This window comes from Microbulbifer variabilis, from assembly GCF_052468405.1.
Map to the genome: position 1 here is coordinate 1,830,555 of NZ_CP174343.1, position 17,900 is coordinate 1,848,454.

Sequence of the window (17,900 nt, forward strand, 5' to 3'; positions counted from 1 at the left end):
ACTGGGGCAAGTAAAACCTTGCCCCAGCCGATCAGGACTAGTTCACACTTTTTGAGTGGTAAACAATCGCTTGCCAGACGTTCTGCTGCCCGCCGATGTAGTTCTCAAAGGTGGGGTTCTTGATATAGTTCCAGGCAACTTTACCGTTACCCAGATACATTGGCTCATCCAGTCCGCCCCACCCGTAATCGGTGAGTTTTACCGGCCCCTCGAGCACATTCAAATCCGCATCAATCTCCATCACATAGTAGGCTTTAGGTACCAGCATACGCATGGCCTCGCCTTTCTTGTTATAGCTACGATTGTATGGAAGGTTATCGGAAATACACTGGAATTGTGCATAGCCAAACAGGTAGCGACCATTCTTCAGGTCGACCAGTTGCGGGTCGCTAATCTGGCAATCTGAGTCTTCAGCCAGCCATTTGATGCCAACCCCCTCAATATTGCCTTCCCAATCAACCTTGGCGATACCCACGCGAGTTAAGGAAGATTTATCCAGGGCGCCGCCAGAATAGAGTCCTTGCCTTGGTATCAGTGAATAGTCACCCTCATCATATTCGATTTCCTCGAGATACGAGAAGAAGCAATTCTTATTGGCTTTATCAGCACATTGATCATCAAAGGGACCATCTCCACTGGTATCAATACCGAGTGTATCCTGTAAGAACCTATCCATATCCTCATCTTCGATGTACTTCGGTGAAACGATAACAGATAAATTAGTATTAGCATCAACTGGGACTACTGTGTGCCCTCCCCCGTTGGAAATCATTGCACTTGTTGTAGGAACCACGTGATTGTAGGTTCCTTCAAGGACAGAGGAGCCATCATCTTCCATTTTGATGGCAATTGCATTCAAGCCAGGAGAGGGATGATATTTATTCCCATCACTGGTACAGAGCGCACCAAACATTTCGTTGCCAGGGTTATAGAAAGCCCGGATATTCAGTACATGACCATGTCCACATAGCCAATACCACCCCCTACGCTCATCCCCCGTCATGGTCATTGACCAGTCATCCCGGTCGATCACTGTAAGTCCCGCAGAATAGTGAGAACCGCTAACCAGTACTCGAGCAGTCACGGAAAATGCATAACTGGTTCGTCCCTTACTGTCATCCTCAACATATAATAGTTCTTGGGTGCCAAGATGAGTGCCACCATGCATTTTATTAACGACGTAAGCATCAGGTACTTCGGACAAAGGCTTGTTATCCCACTCCATCAGCCAAATCTGATCGTTATACTTTTTCTCATTATCGGTACCTGCAACAGCGTCAAGATTGTCCTCAATCTTCATCCAGCCAATACCGTGCTCTTCAATTAGATCCTTCTTAACATCGTATCGCTCACTAGCCTTATATTCTGTGTTACACAAAACAGCAACCCTGGAGCAGTCTGCGCTAGCTGTTATACCGTGAGACTCATAACACTGTTTCAGAATCGTGGTATTGCCAGTTTGATCAAAACTTGAAGTTTCAGGGTTGTATTGGAGTTCATAGACGGAGCCATAGGTTGGATTTGAGGCACTTTGTCCTTCAGATAAGGTCGTGGATACAAACATCCTAGGCTTATCTGTATCAGTCGCGCAGGTCGCAGTGTAGCTACGAATAGGGATATCGATATTTTCTTCATCTTGCTCACTATCTGTTCGGCCAATATAGTGTGCAAGCTGGTAAACTTCCTGGGCGTTTACCATTGCATCAGGCAGGGTGATATCTGTAGCAGTTATTGTGGCAAACCCCAGATCGGAAGTAGAAACATCTCCGACCGTTACGGTTGAGGGATCATTATCTGGAAGCGGAGTGTTACTCCCAGTATCGCCGGACCCACTACCATCTCCCTGGTCTCCGCTACCCTGATCACCACCATTGTTGCTGCCACCATCCCCTACGGCTGGTGTCTCAGGTTCGGAGTCTGAAGAGCCCCCACCCCCTCCACCGCAAGCTGCCAACGCCGCGGTTAATGCCAGTACCAATAATTTCTTGCTAAATAACTTGTCCATAAACGCCTGAAGTTCGTGTTTTTTTGATTTTGAAGTTAGGTGGAGATTAAGAGATTAGTTCCAGTAAGTCGCGAAATGAAAATACGAAAAGAATTTTATTTTTTCGTGAATAATTTTCTGTGTCGCATTTAAAAAAATGAAGAAACTAAAGCCTGCCTATATCGGTGCTTTTCTGACGATATTTGTCACCTATATACAAATTGGGTGAAAAATACACTCCGCTAACAAAAAGACTCATGAAAGCAGCTGATCATACTCGCGTAGCTACTTTCCAAAGTTGACTTAAAGGGATTCCAATTTTGATTCTTACCGAGTAACCGGTAAGCTTAATGGTCAGACAATAAGCATTTAGTGATGGATCTAATAAGCACTTAGTAATGAAGGGATCACAATTGCCTCACTTCCTGAAGTAAACTTTGCTCAGTAAGTGAAGCGCTATCACTCCTAGATGTATTTTTGTACTGCCCAAAAGAAAGTAACAAAGGGATTAAGATTAGGGTAATCGGTGTAGCAAATAGCTCCCCGAATACCAGGGATATAGCCGCTGGCTTTAAATATTGGGCTTGCTCGCTGGTTTCGGCTAATAAGGGTAGCAACCCACAGATAGTAGTCACCGTAGTTAAGAAAATTGCCCTTACGCGACTTTTCCCAGCTTGAAGTAGCGCTGTTTTTACTGGTACGCCCTGCGCGTAGAGCTGATTAAATCGGCTCATTAAAACCAGGGAATCGTTAATCACTACCCCAGTCATTGCCATCATTCCAAACAAGGATAATAAGCTTACTGGGAAGCCCAACAGGCCGTGTCCAATAATTGCCCCTGCAAAGCCCATTGGAATCACCGACATAATAATCAAAGGTTGCCAATAGGATTTTAGTGGTATCGCCAACAAAACGTAGATAAGTAAAAGCGTCAGCAACATGGACTTTTTAAATCCAGCCTGTACTTCTACTATTTCGGCGAATTCACCAACGGCTTTAATTTGGACACCCGGATAAAGGCGCTCCAGTTCTGGCACCAGCTCTTCTTTTAACCGCTCCCAGTTGTTTTCCGGTGAATTGACAGAGCGATTCTGACGCCAATAGATACTGACCACTTCATCGCGATTACGTCGATAAATAACCTCGGGTTCACGCTCGTACTTAAGCTGGGCAATTTCGCCTAAGCTTACATAGCTGTTGTTATCCAGGTTAATAGGTGTAGCTTTTAACTGCTCAAGTGTTTTAGTTTCTGTTTGAGGAAAGCGAGCCAACACTAGAGTTTCTTCACCTTTATCCAACAGGCGATGTATCTCAATCTGGCCGAATGCTCCCCCTATCAGCACTGCCAGATGACTTTGATCAATTCCCAGGCTGGCTCCCCGCTCATTGACCGTAATTTTCAGCTGTCTTTTGGCAAGTTGGCTATCATCGTATACATCGTTCACACCGGGTAACTCCGCGAGTAGAGCCTTGAGGCGGCCAGCCACTTGTTTCGCCTGATCTCGATTGCTGGCAGACACCGCAATGGCAGTATCCCCCGCCGGCTCTTCCGTAAGGCTAAACTTCACTGCATAGCTTCCCTCCAGGATACCTGTTTGCAGCCGCAGCTCCTCTAAAAAGCGGTTGCTCTCTACTCTGGCCAGGGCATCATGTGTTAATTCCGCTGTCAACTCTATGGTCTTGGTGCCTTCCTTTGACACGATATATTTGCTAACAGGTGACTCCGGCAACCCATACTCCTGTTGCAACCTATTTGCGGTGCGCTTGATGGCCTGTTCAAGTTGATCGGTATTACGTTCCGTTAAAGTATTTGCAGCTCCATGCTGCATAGTGACTTTAACCGTGGCATAGCGTCCGGGAATTTCAGGGAAGAATACTGAGGCGATATGCCCCTTGAACATAGCGCCATAGGCCAGCAGCAGAAAGGTGGCAAATAGACTAATGCTTATTTTCCGGTTTGCCAGGCTCAATGACAAAAGCGGAATATATATCTTATCCGAAAATCGATTTAATAAACGGTTACATTTCTCTCTGGCAATCTCAATCCATCGTTTTATTGCGCCACTAGTTTGAGTATGTGTATTTGGATAGCTTAAATGCGCAGGTAATATAAATTTGCTCTCAATTAATGAAAATATCAGTGCAAATATCACTACAGCAGAGAATCCTGACAGCACCTTTGCCAACTCATTTTCAATCCATAGCATCGGTGAGAAGGCCGCGATTGTAGTCAATACGCCAAAAACTGTGGGCACGGCTACGGCTTCAACCCCCTTCCAGGCAGCTTCTTTGGTGTCAGTTGTATTTTGTCTCGCCTGGTGAATACTTTCACCGACCACAACGGCATCATCTACCAATATCCCCAGTACCAAAATCATACCGAATAAAGTGATATCGTTGATGCTGTAATCCAGGGAAGGAAAACCCATCAATGTAATCGCACCAGCCAGGGATATGGGAATACCTAAGGCAACCCAAAAGGCTAGCCGCGTATCTAAAAAAAGCACCAATAGCAATAAGACGATTAATAATCCCTGCAAGGCGTTGGAACTTAGCAAGTCTAATTGATCGGAAATATAGGGAGACATATCCGCCATTACATCCAACTGCATGTTCCTGGGTAATGTCGATTCCAATGATTCTAATACTGATTTTGTGGCTTCATGGATATGAAACAGGTTGTCTTTTTGGCTGGTGGATACCATCAGTGCGACTGCAGGTTGCCCTTGATATCGAACAATACTGTCGGTTTGCTCATAATCTCGCTTAACAGTAGCGATATCACTGAGTCTCACTCGTGCCGTCGATGTAGTGATAATGGGGATATTCCTCAGTTCCGCCAAGTTGTCAGCCAGGGAACTGCCCTGCAGCACAATATTTCCATTGGCCGTTCTTAATTCACCACTGCGATATTCCACTGACCACTGGCGAATACGTTCCGTTAGGTTCTCAAGAGACAAACCGTAGCGTTGAAGTTTCCTGAGGTCTGGCTCTATAGCCAATAGTTGCTTTCTTTTCCCCAGATTTGTCACTTTGGAAATAGCAGGATGTTTCTTAAGCACTCGCTCTACTCGTGAGGATACCTGCTGAAGCGAATCATTATTGTCACCACCGTAGACCATGACAAACGCCGCAAGATTCGTATATTCACTGCGATAAATACGCGGCCGCTCCGCCAATGCGGGAAAGCCTTCGATACTTTCAACTTGATTGCGAATATCTTCAATCAAACGATCCAGCTTCACATTTGTATTTTTTTTCACTACCAATGAAGCGTAACCTTTGCTTGATTGGCTGGTTATGCGCTTTATTCCTGCAACACCACTAATAGCTTCCTCAATACGCTGTGTAATGCTCTCATCGACCTGGCGGGCAGTGCCGCCGGGGTAGACAACGGAGATTTCGACTTCCGTAGGTGGAATTTGTGGAAAGCTTTCCACCCGCAGATTTTGAAAGGTCAGCAAGCCTGCAACCAGAATGAAAGCCATGAGAAGGTTAGCGGCAACTGGGTTATCCAGGAACCAGCGTGAGAGTGTTTTCATTTCCAGGCCTTAGTGGATAGTCATTGCAACCGCTTGACCTTCTACAAAGTTGGTCAAAGGAAAGCGAATAAGCTGACGATTCTGGTGGGGTCGATTCTTGTAACGAAATAGAACCGAATCCGGCCGCATATCCAGTAGCTCTATCTCTTCCAAAAGGAGTGATTGTTCAGAAACGCTCCATACTTTCCCATCTTCTGTAAGAACCGATGCTGGTGCACTGACAACATAGCTCTGCGTGTTGCCTCCAAACACTACATCAACCTGCTGATCGGCGAGCAAGGGAGTCTGGCGCTGAAAGGGGTTAGCCACTTGCAACATAAGGCTGCGCTGGCGGGTGTCCGCATCCATGATTGGGCTTAGGTAACGGACCGAGGCCTGCCATTGTTGTCCGTCAGGCGCCTCTATAGTGATTTTGCAGGGATCTTGCTGAAGGCCGTTTAACCGCTGCCAAGTCTGCTCAGAAAGCTCAACTTGGATATCCAGGTACTCACTGGCTGCTACTCGAAAGAGTACATCCCCCTCATTTATCCATTGGCCAGGATGGATTAAATCGGCAATAATCACCGAGTCAAAAGGCGCTTTAATTTGTGTATCAGCCAACCTCTGCTGTGAGGATGCGAGAGCTCCCTTCGCCGCTTCTCGATTTGCCTCTGCGGCTTTGACATGCGGCTCCAGTCGGCCAAATGATGACTTCGCTTTATCCCCTCGTTTTGCCACGTATTGACGCGTGAGTATCTCGGCCAAGTTGAGTTCAGCCTCTGACACTCTGGCTTGAGCAGCACTGAGCTCAGCCTGATAAAAAGTATCCTGTAGCGACGCCAGTATTTCTCCTTTCCTAATGAGATTGCCCGGCATTGCGTGGTTAGCAATATGGGTGACACGCCCGCTGACTGAGGCGATAACTTCAGTCGCCCAGCGGGGTTGTGTTATGCCTGTTGTTTTGACTTCAAGCTGAGCATCCGCCGGTACTGCCTCCACGACAGTAACAGTAAGGCCAAACTCTTTGGGCTTCTCCACCATGGCTGCTGGCTGTTGCTCAACCATAAGCCACAGCCCCACCAAGACCAGCAAGCTGGTGGCAGCAATACCTGCAGCCCGCCGCTTTAACCAGATTCCCGCAATTTTCATCATGCCTAGACAACTTACAATTTATGGAACACACTTGCACCATAACTTGTAAGGCATTATGATACAAGTATGTTCCATAAAGTTCGGGTAATAACTCCATGACTGATCACCTAGATGCGCGTATTCAGAAGTCACAAACTGCGATCATGAAGGCAGGTATGGAACTCCTGAGCAAAAATAGGGAGGCATCCTTTAGCGATATTGCCCGGGCGGCCGGAGTTGGGCGCACTACCCTTTACCGTCTTTATGACACGAGAGAAAAGCTGATTAAGGCGGTTGCGATTCACTGCCTGGAGGCATTTGATAAAGCGACCGAACACTTGGAAAGCGAGGCTGAATCGGCTCTGCAAGCCTTCCACCTGATGTTTAAAGCGATTTTTCCGCTGTCGGCCGAAATGGAGTTTTTAATGAAGTTGGGAGACTTTAATGAAGATGACCCAGAGCTCACCGCTATCTATGAGAAACAAGAGAGTGAAATCGCTACACTGGTGGAATACGCAAAATCTGAAGGCAGCCTGTCCAAGAAACTTCCTACTTCCTGGGTGGTAAACCTGGTAGAGGGCCTGCTTTATACATCCTGGCTAACAAAAAATGCAGAATCCATAGATCACGATACGCTGGCCGATTTAGCGTTTCACACATTTTGCAATGGCGTTGCTCGTTAACCATTGAGAGTGTTGTTAAATGACTCAGCCAGTTACCACTGTTTCAAAATCAACAGATGATGATTATACGAAAGGCAAGCACAAACATTCTTTACTTTCGATTTTTACCCGGTTTAAGTGGCGAGTATCCTTGACCCTATCGCTGGTCGTTATTGAAACACTCCTCGAACTACTTTTTCCACTTGCCATCGGCTGGGCTATCAATAGTCTATTAGAACAGTCCTATGATGGCATTTATTTATTGGCAATCTTGGGCACTATCTCTGTCCTTATGGGAAGTGCTCGAAGATTTTACGATACACGAATCTATGCACATATTTACCAGGTAGTTACGTCGGAAATGGTGGCCCGTGAAAAAACAAAAAGGCAGTCGGTGTCGACTATCACTGCACGCTCCAGTTTATTAACTGAAATTGTCGAATTCTTTGAAAATAGCCTGCCAGAAGTTATTACCGTTTCTATTGGTATGGTGGGTTTGCTCATTATCATCAGCGCTATCAATCTCAACGTCTTTCTGGCTTGCCTGGCAATTCTCGCTTTGATTATCCTGATCTATTGCGTAATCGGAAATACCAATTACCAGCTGAATGAATCTTATAATAATGAGCTGGAATATCAGGTTGATGCGCTTAAACAACCAAATGTTGAGCATGCAAAAGCCCACTTCCGGCGCCTTATGCGGTGGAATATTGAATTGAGCGACCTGGAAACTTGCACTTACTTTATATTGTGGACTGGGATAATCGCTTTATTTGTTTACGCTCCCATAGCGGCAATCGATGAGGGCCTGGTTAATTACGGATTAATAGTTGCCTTATTGATGTACGTTTTCGACTTTATCGGGAAGGTCTCTGCGTTACCACTCTATGTTCAGCAGGTTATTCGTTTGAAGGAGATTTCTAATCGGATTGGATCATAAGAAAAAGAGGCGGGAATACAGTGTCTCGCGACTGGGAGTATGAATTAGAGTCAATTTTTATCCTTGCCTTAAAAGCTGCTTCAATTAGTCGAATAGGAATCCCTGTACTCCAATCACTTAAACGAAAGGACCACTAGACAATTGTTATCTAGCAGCAAGCGTGAAACTCGCTACTACTTGTGCAACACACCACAAAATACTGCACCCTACCCCTATTACCCTAGTACTGACACCTTGATATTTAAATGTTTTTCAACTAGGCGGCTTGTCATCCAGGCACAACATAGTGTGCCAATTGAATCATAAAAGCACCATATGTAGTGATCCAGATCAAGCACTCCTCTCTTGCACTTCTTTAAGCTTCCCTCACAATCTGTGAAGGAAGGCCCATGACAAGCACCTCTACCCCTGAAATTGACAGTGCGATATCTCCTACTCAAAACCTAAGCAGTTTTCTGGTGCGAAAGCGGGATGGACGCGCTATGGCTTTTGATTCTCAACGTATTACTTCAGCACTTGTGCGAGCCGGGCGGGCTACTGGTGAATTTGGTGAGGATGAAGTTGATTGGCTAACCCAGGGCATCCTGAAAGTGATTAATCATCGCTTTGATGCAGCGACACCAGTCGATATTGAGGAAATCCAAAATATCGCCGAGCAAATATTAATCAATTGCGATTACATAGATACAGCACGGGCCTACATCGCCTATCGGGAGCGACATGCTCGCATACGTAATGATCGCCAAACACTGGTAGATGTTGGGGCTTCCATCGAAGAATATCTGGAGCAGGCGGACTGGCGTGTCGCTGCTAATGCCAACCAGGGCTACTCTCTCGGCGGCCTGATTTTAAATAGTGCCGGTAAAATGATTGCCAATTACTGGCTAAATCATGTCTATTCCCCGGAGATTGGTGCAGCCCATCGGGATGGCGATTTACACATCCATGACCTGGATATGTTGGCCGGCTATTGCGCAGGCTGGTCACTTCGCACCCTGCTGCACGAGGGGTTGAATGGGGTTCCCGGCAAAGTGGAGTCTGCACCGCCCGCCCACTTGACCAGTGCAGTTGGGCAGATCGTTAACTTTCTTGGCACATTGCAAAACGAATGGGCTGGAGCCCAGGCATTTAGCTCCTTCGATACTTATCTCGCACCCTTTGTACGCAAGGATCAGCTGGATTACGCCAGTGTGCGCCAGTGCATGCAAGAGCTGATTTTTAACCTGAACGTGCCATCCCGCTGGGGCACCCAGACTCCCTTTACCAACCTCACTTTCGATTGGGTTTGCCCTCAAGACTTGCAAGACCAAGTGCCGGTGATTGCCGGCAAAGAAATGCCATTCACTTATGGTGACCTGCAGGTGGAAATGGACCTGATTAACCGCGCCTATATTGAGGTGATGAGTAAAGGGGACGCGCGCGGCAGAGTCTTCACTTTCCCAATTCCAACTTACAATATCAGTGAGGACTTTCCCTGGGAGAGCGAAAATGCCGAGCGGCTATTTGCCATGACTGCCCGCTATGGACTGCCCTACTTCCAAAACTTTATTAACTCAGACCTCAGTCCAAACATGGTGCGCTCCATGTGCTGTCGCCTACAACTGGACCTTCGAGAGCTGCTTAAACGGGGCAATGGATTATTTGGCTCCGCGGAACAGACCGGCTCTCTCGGTGTAGTAACGATCAACTGTGCACGTCTGGGCTATTTGTATAAGGGGGACTGGGACCTCCTGCTCGCCCAGTTAGATAAACTACTGCTACTTGCACGGGATTCCCTGGAAGTGAAGCGCAAAGTGATTCAGCGGCATATGGACGCCGGCCTGTTTCCCTACACGCGTCGCTATCTTGGCACACTGCGTAACCACTTCTCCACCATTGGCGTTAACGGCATTAATGAAATGCTGCGAAACTTTAGTGAAGACCGTGAAAGTGTCGTCACAGAGCCTGGTAAAAAGCTTGCCGAGCAGTTGCTCGATCATATTCGTTTGCGAATGACAGAGTTCCAGGAACAAACCGGCCACCTCTATAATCTCGAAGCCACACCGGCTGAGGGAACTACTTACCGTTTTGCCCGCGAAGACCAAAAGCGCTATGAGGACATTATTCAGGCTGGCAGCACGGAAGCACCTTACTATACCAACTCATCCCAGCTGCCAGTCGGCTTTACCGATGATCCTTTCGAAGCGTTGGCTCGGCAGGAATCCCTACAATCCCGTTATACGGGTGGCACTGTGCTGCACCTATACCTGGGCGAACAACTGCCAGATGCCGATAGCTGCCGCCGCTTATTACAGCGCGCCCTGAAAAATTATCGGCTGCCCTATATCACAGTAACTCCCAGCTTTTCTATATGCCCAGTACACGGCTACCTGAGCGGCGAACACGAATTCTGTCCCCGCTGCGATGAGGCTCTGCTCGCTCGTGAGCAATCTTGCTGCAGCGATTAAAACCAACCACCAAGGAGAGACATCATGAATAAACCAACCTCACCACTCAAAAATGAAGAGCGCACCCGCTGTGAAGTCTGGAGCCGGGTGATGGGCTATCACCGCCCAGTTTCCTTCTGGAATCCAGGTAAACAATCGGAACACAAGGAGCGCCGCTTTTTTGTTGCTGGTAGTGACAAATAACCATGACTGAAAAGCTGCGCATTGGCGGTTTTACACCATTTACCGCTATCGACTTCCCTGGTGAATTGGCCGCGGTGGTCTTTTGCCAGGGATGTTCCTGGCGTTGCCGCTACTGCCATAATGGTGATCTGTTGCCGGCCCGCGCGCCCAGTGCCTACGACTGGGACCAGATATTGGGGTTCCTCGCCAGCCGGCAAGGACTGCTGGATGCGGTGGTATTTTCTGGCGGAGAGCCAACTGCCCAGGGGGCACTGGAAGCAGCCATTGCCCAAGCCCGAAGCCTGGGGTTTAAGATAGGTTTACATACTGCCGGGATCTACCCTCGGAAACTGAGTCGTTTGATCCCCAGTTTGGACTGGATTGGGCTGGATATAAAAGCGTTGCCGGAAAATTACCCTGCCATTACCGGGGTAGATGGTAGCGGTACAGCACCCTGGCAATGTGTAGAGCTACTAGTCGAGGCGGGAACAGCAATGCAAGTACGCCTTACCAGGCATCCTCACCTCACCAGCGATGAGGAGCTAGCTCAAATTCAGGAGAAGCTTCGCAAATGCGGTGTTCATCATTTAGAGGTGCAGCGCTGCAATACCGAGCAAGCGCTTGACCAAACTCTGAAGTTTATTTCATAGGGCTAGCAAGTTTGGCGGGCGCTTGCTGAATTGGCCTGACCTGACAAGCATCACTCGCTGCCTTGTTGATGGAACAGAGGCTGTATTAATATCCAAACTTCCCCAATAGACCCCTGCCCTAATCCACTATGGTGTTGTCCCGACAGTTCTATCGCCAAGGCCCCAGCCGGCGGGATAATTCACTGGTCTCTTTTGCCGATGTCAGAAGGCGCTTTGGCTTCAGATCTATAGCAGTTGGGCGCTGGGTAACCGATAAAGAGCGAGATCGAGCTGCGGGCCTATTTTACGATGCCCTTGTTGATTTAATGGCCATCCTCAAGGGGCCAGAAGCACTTATATCCCTAAGAGGCAGCTTGTCTTTTCAATATGGAATCGGCGGTCGGCCAGGCATGTCGGCTTTTTATGACCCTTCTGCACGTAGCTTTTCACTAGCTAAAAACGCCGGACCCGGATCTATCGCCCACGAATGGTTCCACGCGCTGGATCACCACCTTGCCCAGAAGGCATTCAGTGATACTTCTCAAAGTATGTATGCCTCAGACGCCTGGCTCCGCGGTGCGACTCCCGAACCCCACCCGCTAAATGATCTTCTTTTCGCATGCTTCAAAACCATTATGTTAGACGAGGAAGGCAGCAATCCCAGCGATCTGGTTACTGCATCCGTAAAGGCTGATAAGACAAACGGTTCCATCTATTACAGTGAGCCAGTTGAACTTTGTGCCCGTGCCTTCGAGGCATTTATCCAGGATTCCAGTATCAGCAACAACTTTCTGGTGGCGGGCTCAAAGGCCAGTAAAGAGGCCAAGCTTGGCCTCTACCCGATAGGACACCAGCGCCAGCAGATCAATCTTGCATTTGAGCAATACTTTGCTTTCTTAGGGCGAGCGCTTTGGGCTGAGTTGAATGAGAGTGAGTAAGTTGGCTTTTGAGTTTAGTAGCAAGCTCTTCGGCCAATGACTGACTTTGCAATAAAGCCTGGTTTACCGAATTTCGATGCCGTTCATCCGCAAACTCCTGGAATTCCGCATTGATTTCATGGACTTGATCGACCCCCAGGTAATGGCTCAGTGTCCTGATATGAGGACCCAAGTGATTCATGTTCTCGCGTATTCCCCCCTCTGCAAAGCCAAACTCTCCGGCAGAAGTAATTAGCACCAGAACCTTCTCCGACATAATGGGCTCAAGCGGATAGTCTCCACGGGCCAAGTCAAAGGTGAAGGTCTTGTTGATGCGTATCACCTGGTCGAACCAGGCTTTTAAAGCCGCCGGCATACCGTAGTTATACATTGGGGAGGACATTACTATGACATCCGCCTGGTCGAGTTCATTGATCAAAGTATCCGATAATGTAACCAACGATTTTTGCTCTTCACTACGCTGATCTTCTGGAGTGAATACAGAGGCAATCCAATCCTGGGTAATGAATCCTGGCGGGGTCTGGCCAACATCCCTATAGATGAGTTTATCTTTTGGTCTTAGCCCAAGCCAACGCTTCACAAAACTTGCGGCAACGGCCTTGGAGATAGAGGAGTGTTTTGGTATGTCCCTATACTCCTCCGGTACCTGAATAGTCCCGAAAATCTGGGCGCTGGCTTCAATATGAAGAAGGGTTTTCATTTACTAGACCTCGAAAAATTCATCATTTGGTCCAGCGATAGTGCAGTCTACAAGCATTCTTGACAAATGAGATATTTTTCCTTATAGATGAATTAATTTCATCTATAAGGAAGAGTAGTCCATGTATCCAAGCCTACCCTCCCTCAATTCCTTAAAGGTTTTTGATGCAGCTGCGAGGCTCGGTAGCTTCAAGAAAGCTGCAGAGGAACTCTTTATCACTCCTACAGCAGTATCCCATCAGATAAAAAGTCTGGAAGAAACGCTAGACAGCCAGCTGTTTGAGCGTAAAACCCGCGCAATACAATTAACAGAAGAAGGAAGGCTACTCGCAGAAACAACTTCACGAGTTTTTCAGCAACTTGCCGCAGCAATAGGTGAAATCGCTAACTCAAATAGTGTGATTGCTGTCAGTACAACTTCATCTTTTGCTGCACTGTGGCTGGTTCCCTACCTGGAGCGCTTTTATCAGAAGCATCCTGGTATCGAGATATCCATTTCGACCGGTGAACAGATAGATGATATTGAGCGCGACCGACACATTGATGTAGCTATTCGCTATGGTGAATTTGATCCAAAAGCCAAAAATAGCACAAGGCTTATTACTGAATCAGTGGGTATGTATGCTACGCGGAACTACTTATCAAACATAACCGACCTCGAGCAGGCACAGCTATTAGAAACCAAATGGATCAACCAATCTTTAACCCCATTCAGTTGGAAATCCTTACTTGGCGACTTCAATAAAAACCTTACCATTCGTCAATATGATCAGGAGTATCATGTCATACAAGCCGCACTAGCGAGCCAGGGGATTGCATTAGTCAGCTCCCTACTGATTCAGAATGCCTTACAGAACGAATGGTTGGTGCCATATAAAAGCACAGCAGCTACAAAGCAAAAGGCTGAAGGGCTTTCATACTGCGCAGTAATCCCAGACCGCAATATAAATAACAAGCAGGTTAGTGTGTTTCTTGATTGGCTACTTGAAGAAATAGAATAAACTATGTATACGATATCGCCCTTACGAGCAAAGCTCGAAAGGGCGATAAACAAGCCATCACTAAAAAGCAATAAGACTTAAAAATTTAGAGGCAAATAATATTTTCTGCCTGAGGGCCCTTGGCACCCTGGGTAACTGTAAACTCTACAGCTTGCCCTTCCTGCAATGTTTTAAAGCCACTGCTGGCAATGTTGCTGAAGTGTGCAAAAACATCGGGGCCGGATTTTTGTGCAATGAAGCCAAAACCTTTGGCTTCATCGAACCACTTAACAGTACCAGTCGTTGTGTTAGACATAATAAATATCCTGAGAAAATAAATTGATCATAGTTGACCTGTTGGTCGAGCGGGCAAAAACTGAGAATTTAAAAGAGACAGAACGAAGGATTATGACTAAAACCACGAGTTGAACTAAAATAAAAACTGGGCGTTTATACCAGCTATCAGGATAGTAGCACCTAGAGCTAACTCGTGTCTATAAAAATAGAAATTAAGGATAGGAATGAAGCAGATAACTCAATAACTGTATTATAAATGGCCTATTTTAAAGATTTTCCGCTCTAGCTATAGTTCACTCAGTGTCCTAGAGAGCTCTCACTAGGGAGTGCTACCTAGCTCCATACGAAAACGCCTTCTTAATTGTTTGAGAAAGGTCATCGGGGCCAGCCTGTACAAGTAGGCTCCAATCAGGCTTATATCTTTTGGAAACCAACGCTCCCTGCCCTTTTCCAATGCCGTCATAATCTGATTGGCCATCCACTCAGGGCTACGCACCGCTCCCACGGTGCTCCTTTGGTGCCGCGCCTGCCCACCATCTCCAGCTAAAGCGTTCTGCTCAATCGTTGTAGCCAGGAAACTTGGGTAAACCATTAATACACTAACTCCATCGTTCCGCACTTCCTCACGGAATACCTCAAAATACTGGTGCAATGCACTCTTGGCTGCGCAATAGCCCGCCCGCCCCAATACCGGCATCCATCCAGCCATTGAACTGATATTTACCACACAGCCTGATGCCGCTTTTAGCTCCGTAAACAAGCCTTGAGTAAGCTCTACCGGGACATGGTAATTCACCGCCATCACCTTGCGAATAACCGCGCTGGACGTCTGTGTAGAGAGGCTTCGGTGTGTAATGCCAGCATTGTTTACCAGCAGATCGACTCTTGAATGCTCATTCCGTAAGGATTGAGCCAGCTCCTCTAATGCCAAGCAGTTTGATAGGTCAACGGTATATATCCTGACTCGAACACCGATAGCCCTGAGTTGGGCCTCTCTTTGACGAAGTTTTTCAGCTGAAATATCGACCAGAACAAATTCAGCTCTATATTTTTTTGCAAGGCACAGGGTAATCGCCCAACCCAAGCCTTCGGCAGCCCCTGTAATCACAAAAGTCTTCTGTAAATTTTCCGACTGATTTGTGTCCATCTCAACTCTCCTCCACAGACAAGGGAGTTTTACTGGAGAGTGCTACTATGCCGAGTGCCCTTTCTGCAAACAGGTGAAAAACCTCTTTTGAAGTCTTCTCCGGAATAAACCCCAACTCTTCTTTTAAACGGCGATTATCCAGTACCGGCCTGTATTGCAAAAAGGCCACGTGGTCTGGGTGGGTATCCGTTAGGTGGAGGCTGTAACCCAGCCAGAGAACTGCTTTTATCAGCCATACTGGTGGTCTCATCAGTGGTTTGGACAGAATTTGTCCTATTTCCTTGGGGCTGAGACTCCCATCACCGGTTAGATTGAATATGCCACTGTTCCCAGTACTCACACCAAGCGTGAGTGCGCGGATCACATCCTGGTCCCAGATAAAGACAAAGGGGGAATTATGCCCACCGGGGTCCAGAAGTACTTTTCGGCTAAAGAGTGCGCTGATCTTATTATTGGTGTTGGCACCTAAAACGGAAGACACACGAAATACCAGTTGCTTGAGATACGGATACCGCTCACGGTATTCAGCCAGCAGCTTCTCAACTTTGCGCTTGTTATTGGAGTATCCAAATTCAGGGTTCCCCCTCAAAGGGTGATGCTCTTCGAGTTTGGGTGGATTATCCGGATAATAACCATAGGCGGCGCCACTGCTTGTTACAGTGATATGTTCAACTCCCGCGTAGAGACAGGCCTCCAATACGTTTCTTGTGCCTTCCACATCTATACGGTATTCAGCAGCGTGGTCACGTCCCGCAGCCATCACTGAAGCTAGATGAATCACATGGGTTATAGATTCGTTCTGAATTATCTTACCCAGGTCTTTATCACAGATATCATGAGCTAGAATTGGAAAACTCGCGATTCTAGTTCGGATATCAATCCCGGTCACAGGAAAAGTCTTACTCAACTGCTCCCCAAGCTGGAGACCTATATATCCCGCCGCCCCAGTAATCAAAATCCGCTTGTTCATCCTGAGGCTCCTATCAGGAAGTTGCTTCTGGCCTGCTTGTGCAGAAAACCTCATCTTGTGGCAGGAGATCTTTTTGTAAATCTGCCTTATGTGTTCTGAGTGCCCTTAAATAGGCGTCTTTGTGTACATAATACGCCATGCGCTCAAGTTCCAGATAACGTATACCGCCGTTTACACGTTTTGCCGATCTCTGCTGGATGATTTTCCTAAATCTACTAGCAGACGGTGCGCCAGAAATTAACTGACGAATAAAAAGTGCAACAAGTTCCGCTTGCTTATTGCGTCCTTCCCACCCCAATCCAGCCGCCTCCACCATACCCATCATAAAGAGGTTGTCGGACTCCGGATGGAATACATTCAGATAGAGGCTTGGTGCATAACCACTCCAGTTCAGTTCACTGTTATCGATAAACGGATAGTGCAACTTGTAACCGGTGGCCTGTACGATCAGGTCATATTCTCCACACCCACCATCTGAGAATTTCACCTTATTCCCATGCACCGATTTAATATCAGGCCTGGGATTGATATCTCCATGGCCAATATGATGCAGGAGCAAGGAGTTGACTACTGGGTGAGATTCAAAGAATTGATAATCAGGCTCTGGCAAGCCGTATTGAGATGGGCGACCCAATGAAAATTGGGTCAACGCCTTTGTAAGGCGCCGCTTAACAAAGAGAGGTAACTGTAGTTTGCCGCCCAGCTGATCGATAGGTTTGCCGGCAATGTACTTCGGCAGAAAGTAATAGCCACGGCGCAAGCTGATATCAACGCTTTTCGCTCTATGTGTTGCGTCTACAGCAATATCCGCCCCACTGTTACCACAGCCAATCAACAGGACTTTTTTCCCGGCAAAGATTTCAGAGGACTGATATTGCGCAGAATGTAGTAACTCTCCAGCAAATTGGCCCGGAAGTTCAGGCTGGTTGGGGTGGTGCAATGTTCCGCTGGCAATGAGTAGTCCGCTAAACTCCCGAGTTCTTTCTTGCCATTTTCTACGAGTGGTAATCAGCCAGTTTGGCCCGCTACGTTCACATCTCAAGACTTCTGTGTCGAACTCGTAATGGGCATAAAGACCAAATTTTCTCGCATAGGATCGGAAGTAATCACGCATCTCCCTGTGACTTGGGTAGTCAGCGACGCCCTCCCCCATCGGAAACTCAGCAAATTCGGTCATCTTCTTGGAGGAAATAAGGTGCGCCGACTCATACATTGTGCTGGTGGGGTTATCGATATCCCATAACCCCCCGACATCACTGTGCAGCTCAAAGCCAATACAAGGAATTCCATGCTTAAGTAAATTTCGAACGGTACAAAGGCCCATAGGACCGGCACCAATCACTGCATAGGGTTTCACGGCAGCTCCCTTTCCCTGTTTATTCGTTATAGCGCC

At 47.3% G+C, this 17,900-nt stretch carries 13 protein-coding genes and 1 pseudogene; 6 read left to right on the forward strand and 8 right to left on the reverse strand.

Annotation, left to right across the window (positions count from 1 at the left end; translation table 11 throughout):
* Positions 1–37 precede the first annotated feature (37 nt).
* The 3 genes from ACJJJB_RS08410 to ACJJJB_RS08420 all read right to left on the reverse strand — a co-directional run bounded on the left by ACJJJB_RS08410 (position 38) and on the right by ACJJJB_RS08420 (position 6,657).
* On the reverse strand, positions 38–2,005 hold the full coding sequence (locus ACJJJB_RS08410; protein WP_020412796.1) for a hypothetical protein: 1,968 nt from the start codon (positions 2,003–2,005) through the stop codon (positions 38–40).
* A 386-nt stretch (positions 2,006–2,391) separates the two neighbouring features.
* Positions 2,392–5,526 (reverse strand): efflux RND transporter permease subunit, encoded by a 3,135-nt coding sequence (locus ACJJJB_RS08415; protein ID WP_445366053.1) that lies wholly within the window; start codon positions 5,524–5,526, stop codon positions 2,392–2,394.
* A gap of 9 nt (positions 5,527–5,535) precedes the next feature.
* Positions 5,536–6,657 carry an efflux RND transporter periplasmic adaptor subunit gene (locus tag ACJJJB_RS08420; RefSeq protein ID WP_445366054.1) on the reverse strand — a complete coding sequence of 374 codons (1,122 nt, stop codon included), beginning with the start codon at positions 6,655–6,657 and terminating at the stop codon, positions 5,536–5,538.
* Between the two features lie 95 nt (positions 6,658–6,752).
* Between ACJJJB_RS08420 and ACJJJB_RS08425 the strand changes: the two genes are divergently transcribed.
* The 5 genes and pseudogenes from ACJJJB_RS08425 (at position 6,753) to ACJJJB_RS08445 (ending at position 12,414) form a co-directional block, all read left to right on the forward strand.
* Entirely contained in the window at positions 6,753–7,319 is a 567-nt protein-coding gene (locus ACJJJB_RS08425) for a TetR/AcrR family transcriptional regulator (protein WP_444904622.1), read from the forward strand.
* A gap of 19 nt (positions 7,320–7,338) precedes the next feature.
* A complete protein-coding gene (locus ACJJJB_RS08430) occupies positions 7,339–8,238 on the forward strand; it encodes an ABC transporter six-transmembrane domain-containing protein (RefSeq protein WP_445366055.1) in 900 nt (299 codons plus the stop codon).
* Between the two features lie 389 nt (positions 8,239–8,627).
* A pseudogene (locus ACJJJB_RS08435) lies at positions 8,628–10,868 on the forward strand (ribonucleoside triphosphate reductase).
* Positions 10,869–10,870: 2 nt separating this feature from the next.
* The gene (locus ACJJJB_RS08440; protein ID WP_445366056.1) at positions 10,871–11,497 is read left to right on the forward strand and encodes an anaerobic ribonucleoside-triphosphate reductase activating protein; all 627 of its coding nucleotides are present in this window, start codon (positions 10,871–10,873) and stop codon (positions 11,495–11,497) included.
* Between the two features lie 128 nt (positions 11,498–11,625).
* A complete protein-coding gene (locus ACJJJB_RS08445; protein WP_282953479.1) occupies positions 11,626–12,414 on the forward strand; it encodes a CLCA_X family protein in 789 nt (262 codons plus the stop codon).
* Here the strand turns inward: ACJJJB_RS08445 and ACJJJB_RS08450 are convergent.
* Complete coding sequence (locus tag ACJJJB_RS08450) at positions 12,341–13,114, reverse strand: FMN-dependent NADH-azoreductase (RefSeq protein WP_445366057.1); 774 nt, start codon at positions 13,112–13,114, stop codon at positions 12,341–12,343. The genes ACJJJB_RS08445 and ACJJJB_RS08450 overlap by 74 nt on opposite strands.
* A 121-nt stretch (positions 13,115–13,235) precedes the next feature.
* On the opposite strand from ACJJJB_RS08450, the gene ACJJJB_RS08455 reads away from it, so the two are divergent.
* On the forward strand, positions 13,236–14,114 hold the full coding sequence (locus ACJJJB_RS08455) for a LysR family transcriptional regulator (RefSeq protein WP_445366058.1): 879 nt from the start codon (positions 13,236–13,238) through the stop codon (positions 14,112–14,114).
* A gap of 85 nt (positions 14,115–14,199) precedes the next feature.
* Here ACJJJB_RS08455 and ACJJJB_RS08460 read toward each other — a convergent pair whose 3' ends face one another.
* From ACJJJB_RS08460 to ACJJJB_RS08475, 4 genes are all read right to left on the reverse strand, one after another.
* Positions 14,200–14,409, reverse strand: a complete 210-nt coding sequence (locus tag ACJJJB_RS08460; protein ID WP_020412807.1) for a cold-shock protein — start codon at positions 14,407–14,409, stop codon at positions 14,200–14,202.
* Between the two features lie 300 nt (positions 14,410–14,709).
* Positions 14,710–15,537: an SDR family NAD(P)-dependent oxidoreductase gene (locus tag ACJJJB_RS08465; RefSeq protein ID WP_020412808.1), complete on the reverse strand. Its 828-nt coding sequence runs from the start codon at positions 15,535–15,537 to the stop codon at positions 14,710–14,712.
* A 1-nt stretch (position 15,538) separates the two neighbouring features.
* Complete coding sequence (locus ACJJJB_RS08470) at positions 15,539–16,507, reverse strand: SDR family oxidoreductase (protein ID WP_020412809.1); 969 nt, start codon at positions 16,505–16,507, stop codon at positions 15,539–15,541.
* Between the two features lie 13 nt (positions 16,508–16,520).
* Complete coding sequence (locus ACJJJB_RS08475; protein ID WP_445366059.1) at positions 16,521–17,864, reverse strand: flavin-containing monooxygenase; 1,344 nt, start codon at positions 17,862–17,864, stop codon at positions 16,521–16,523.
* Positions 17,865–17,900 lie beyond the last annotated feature (36 nt).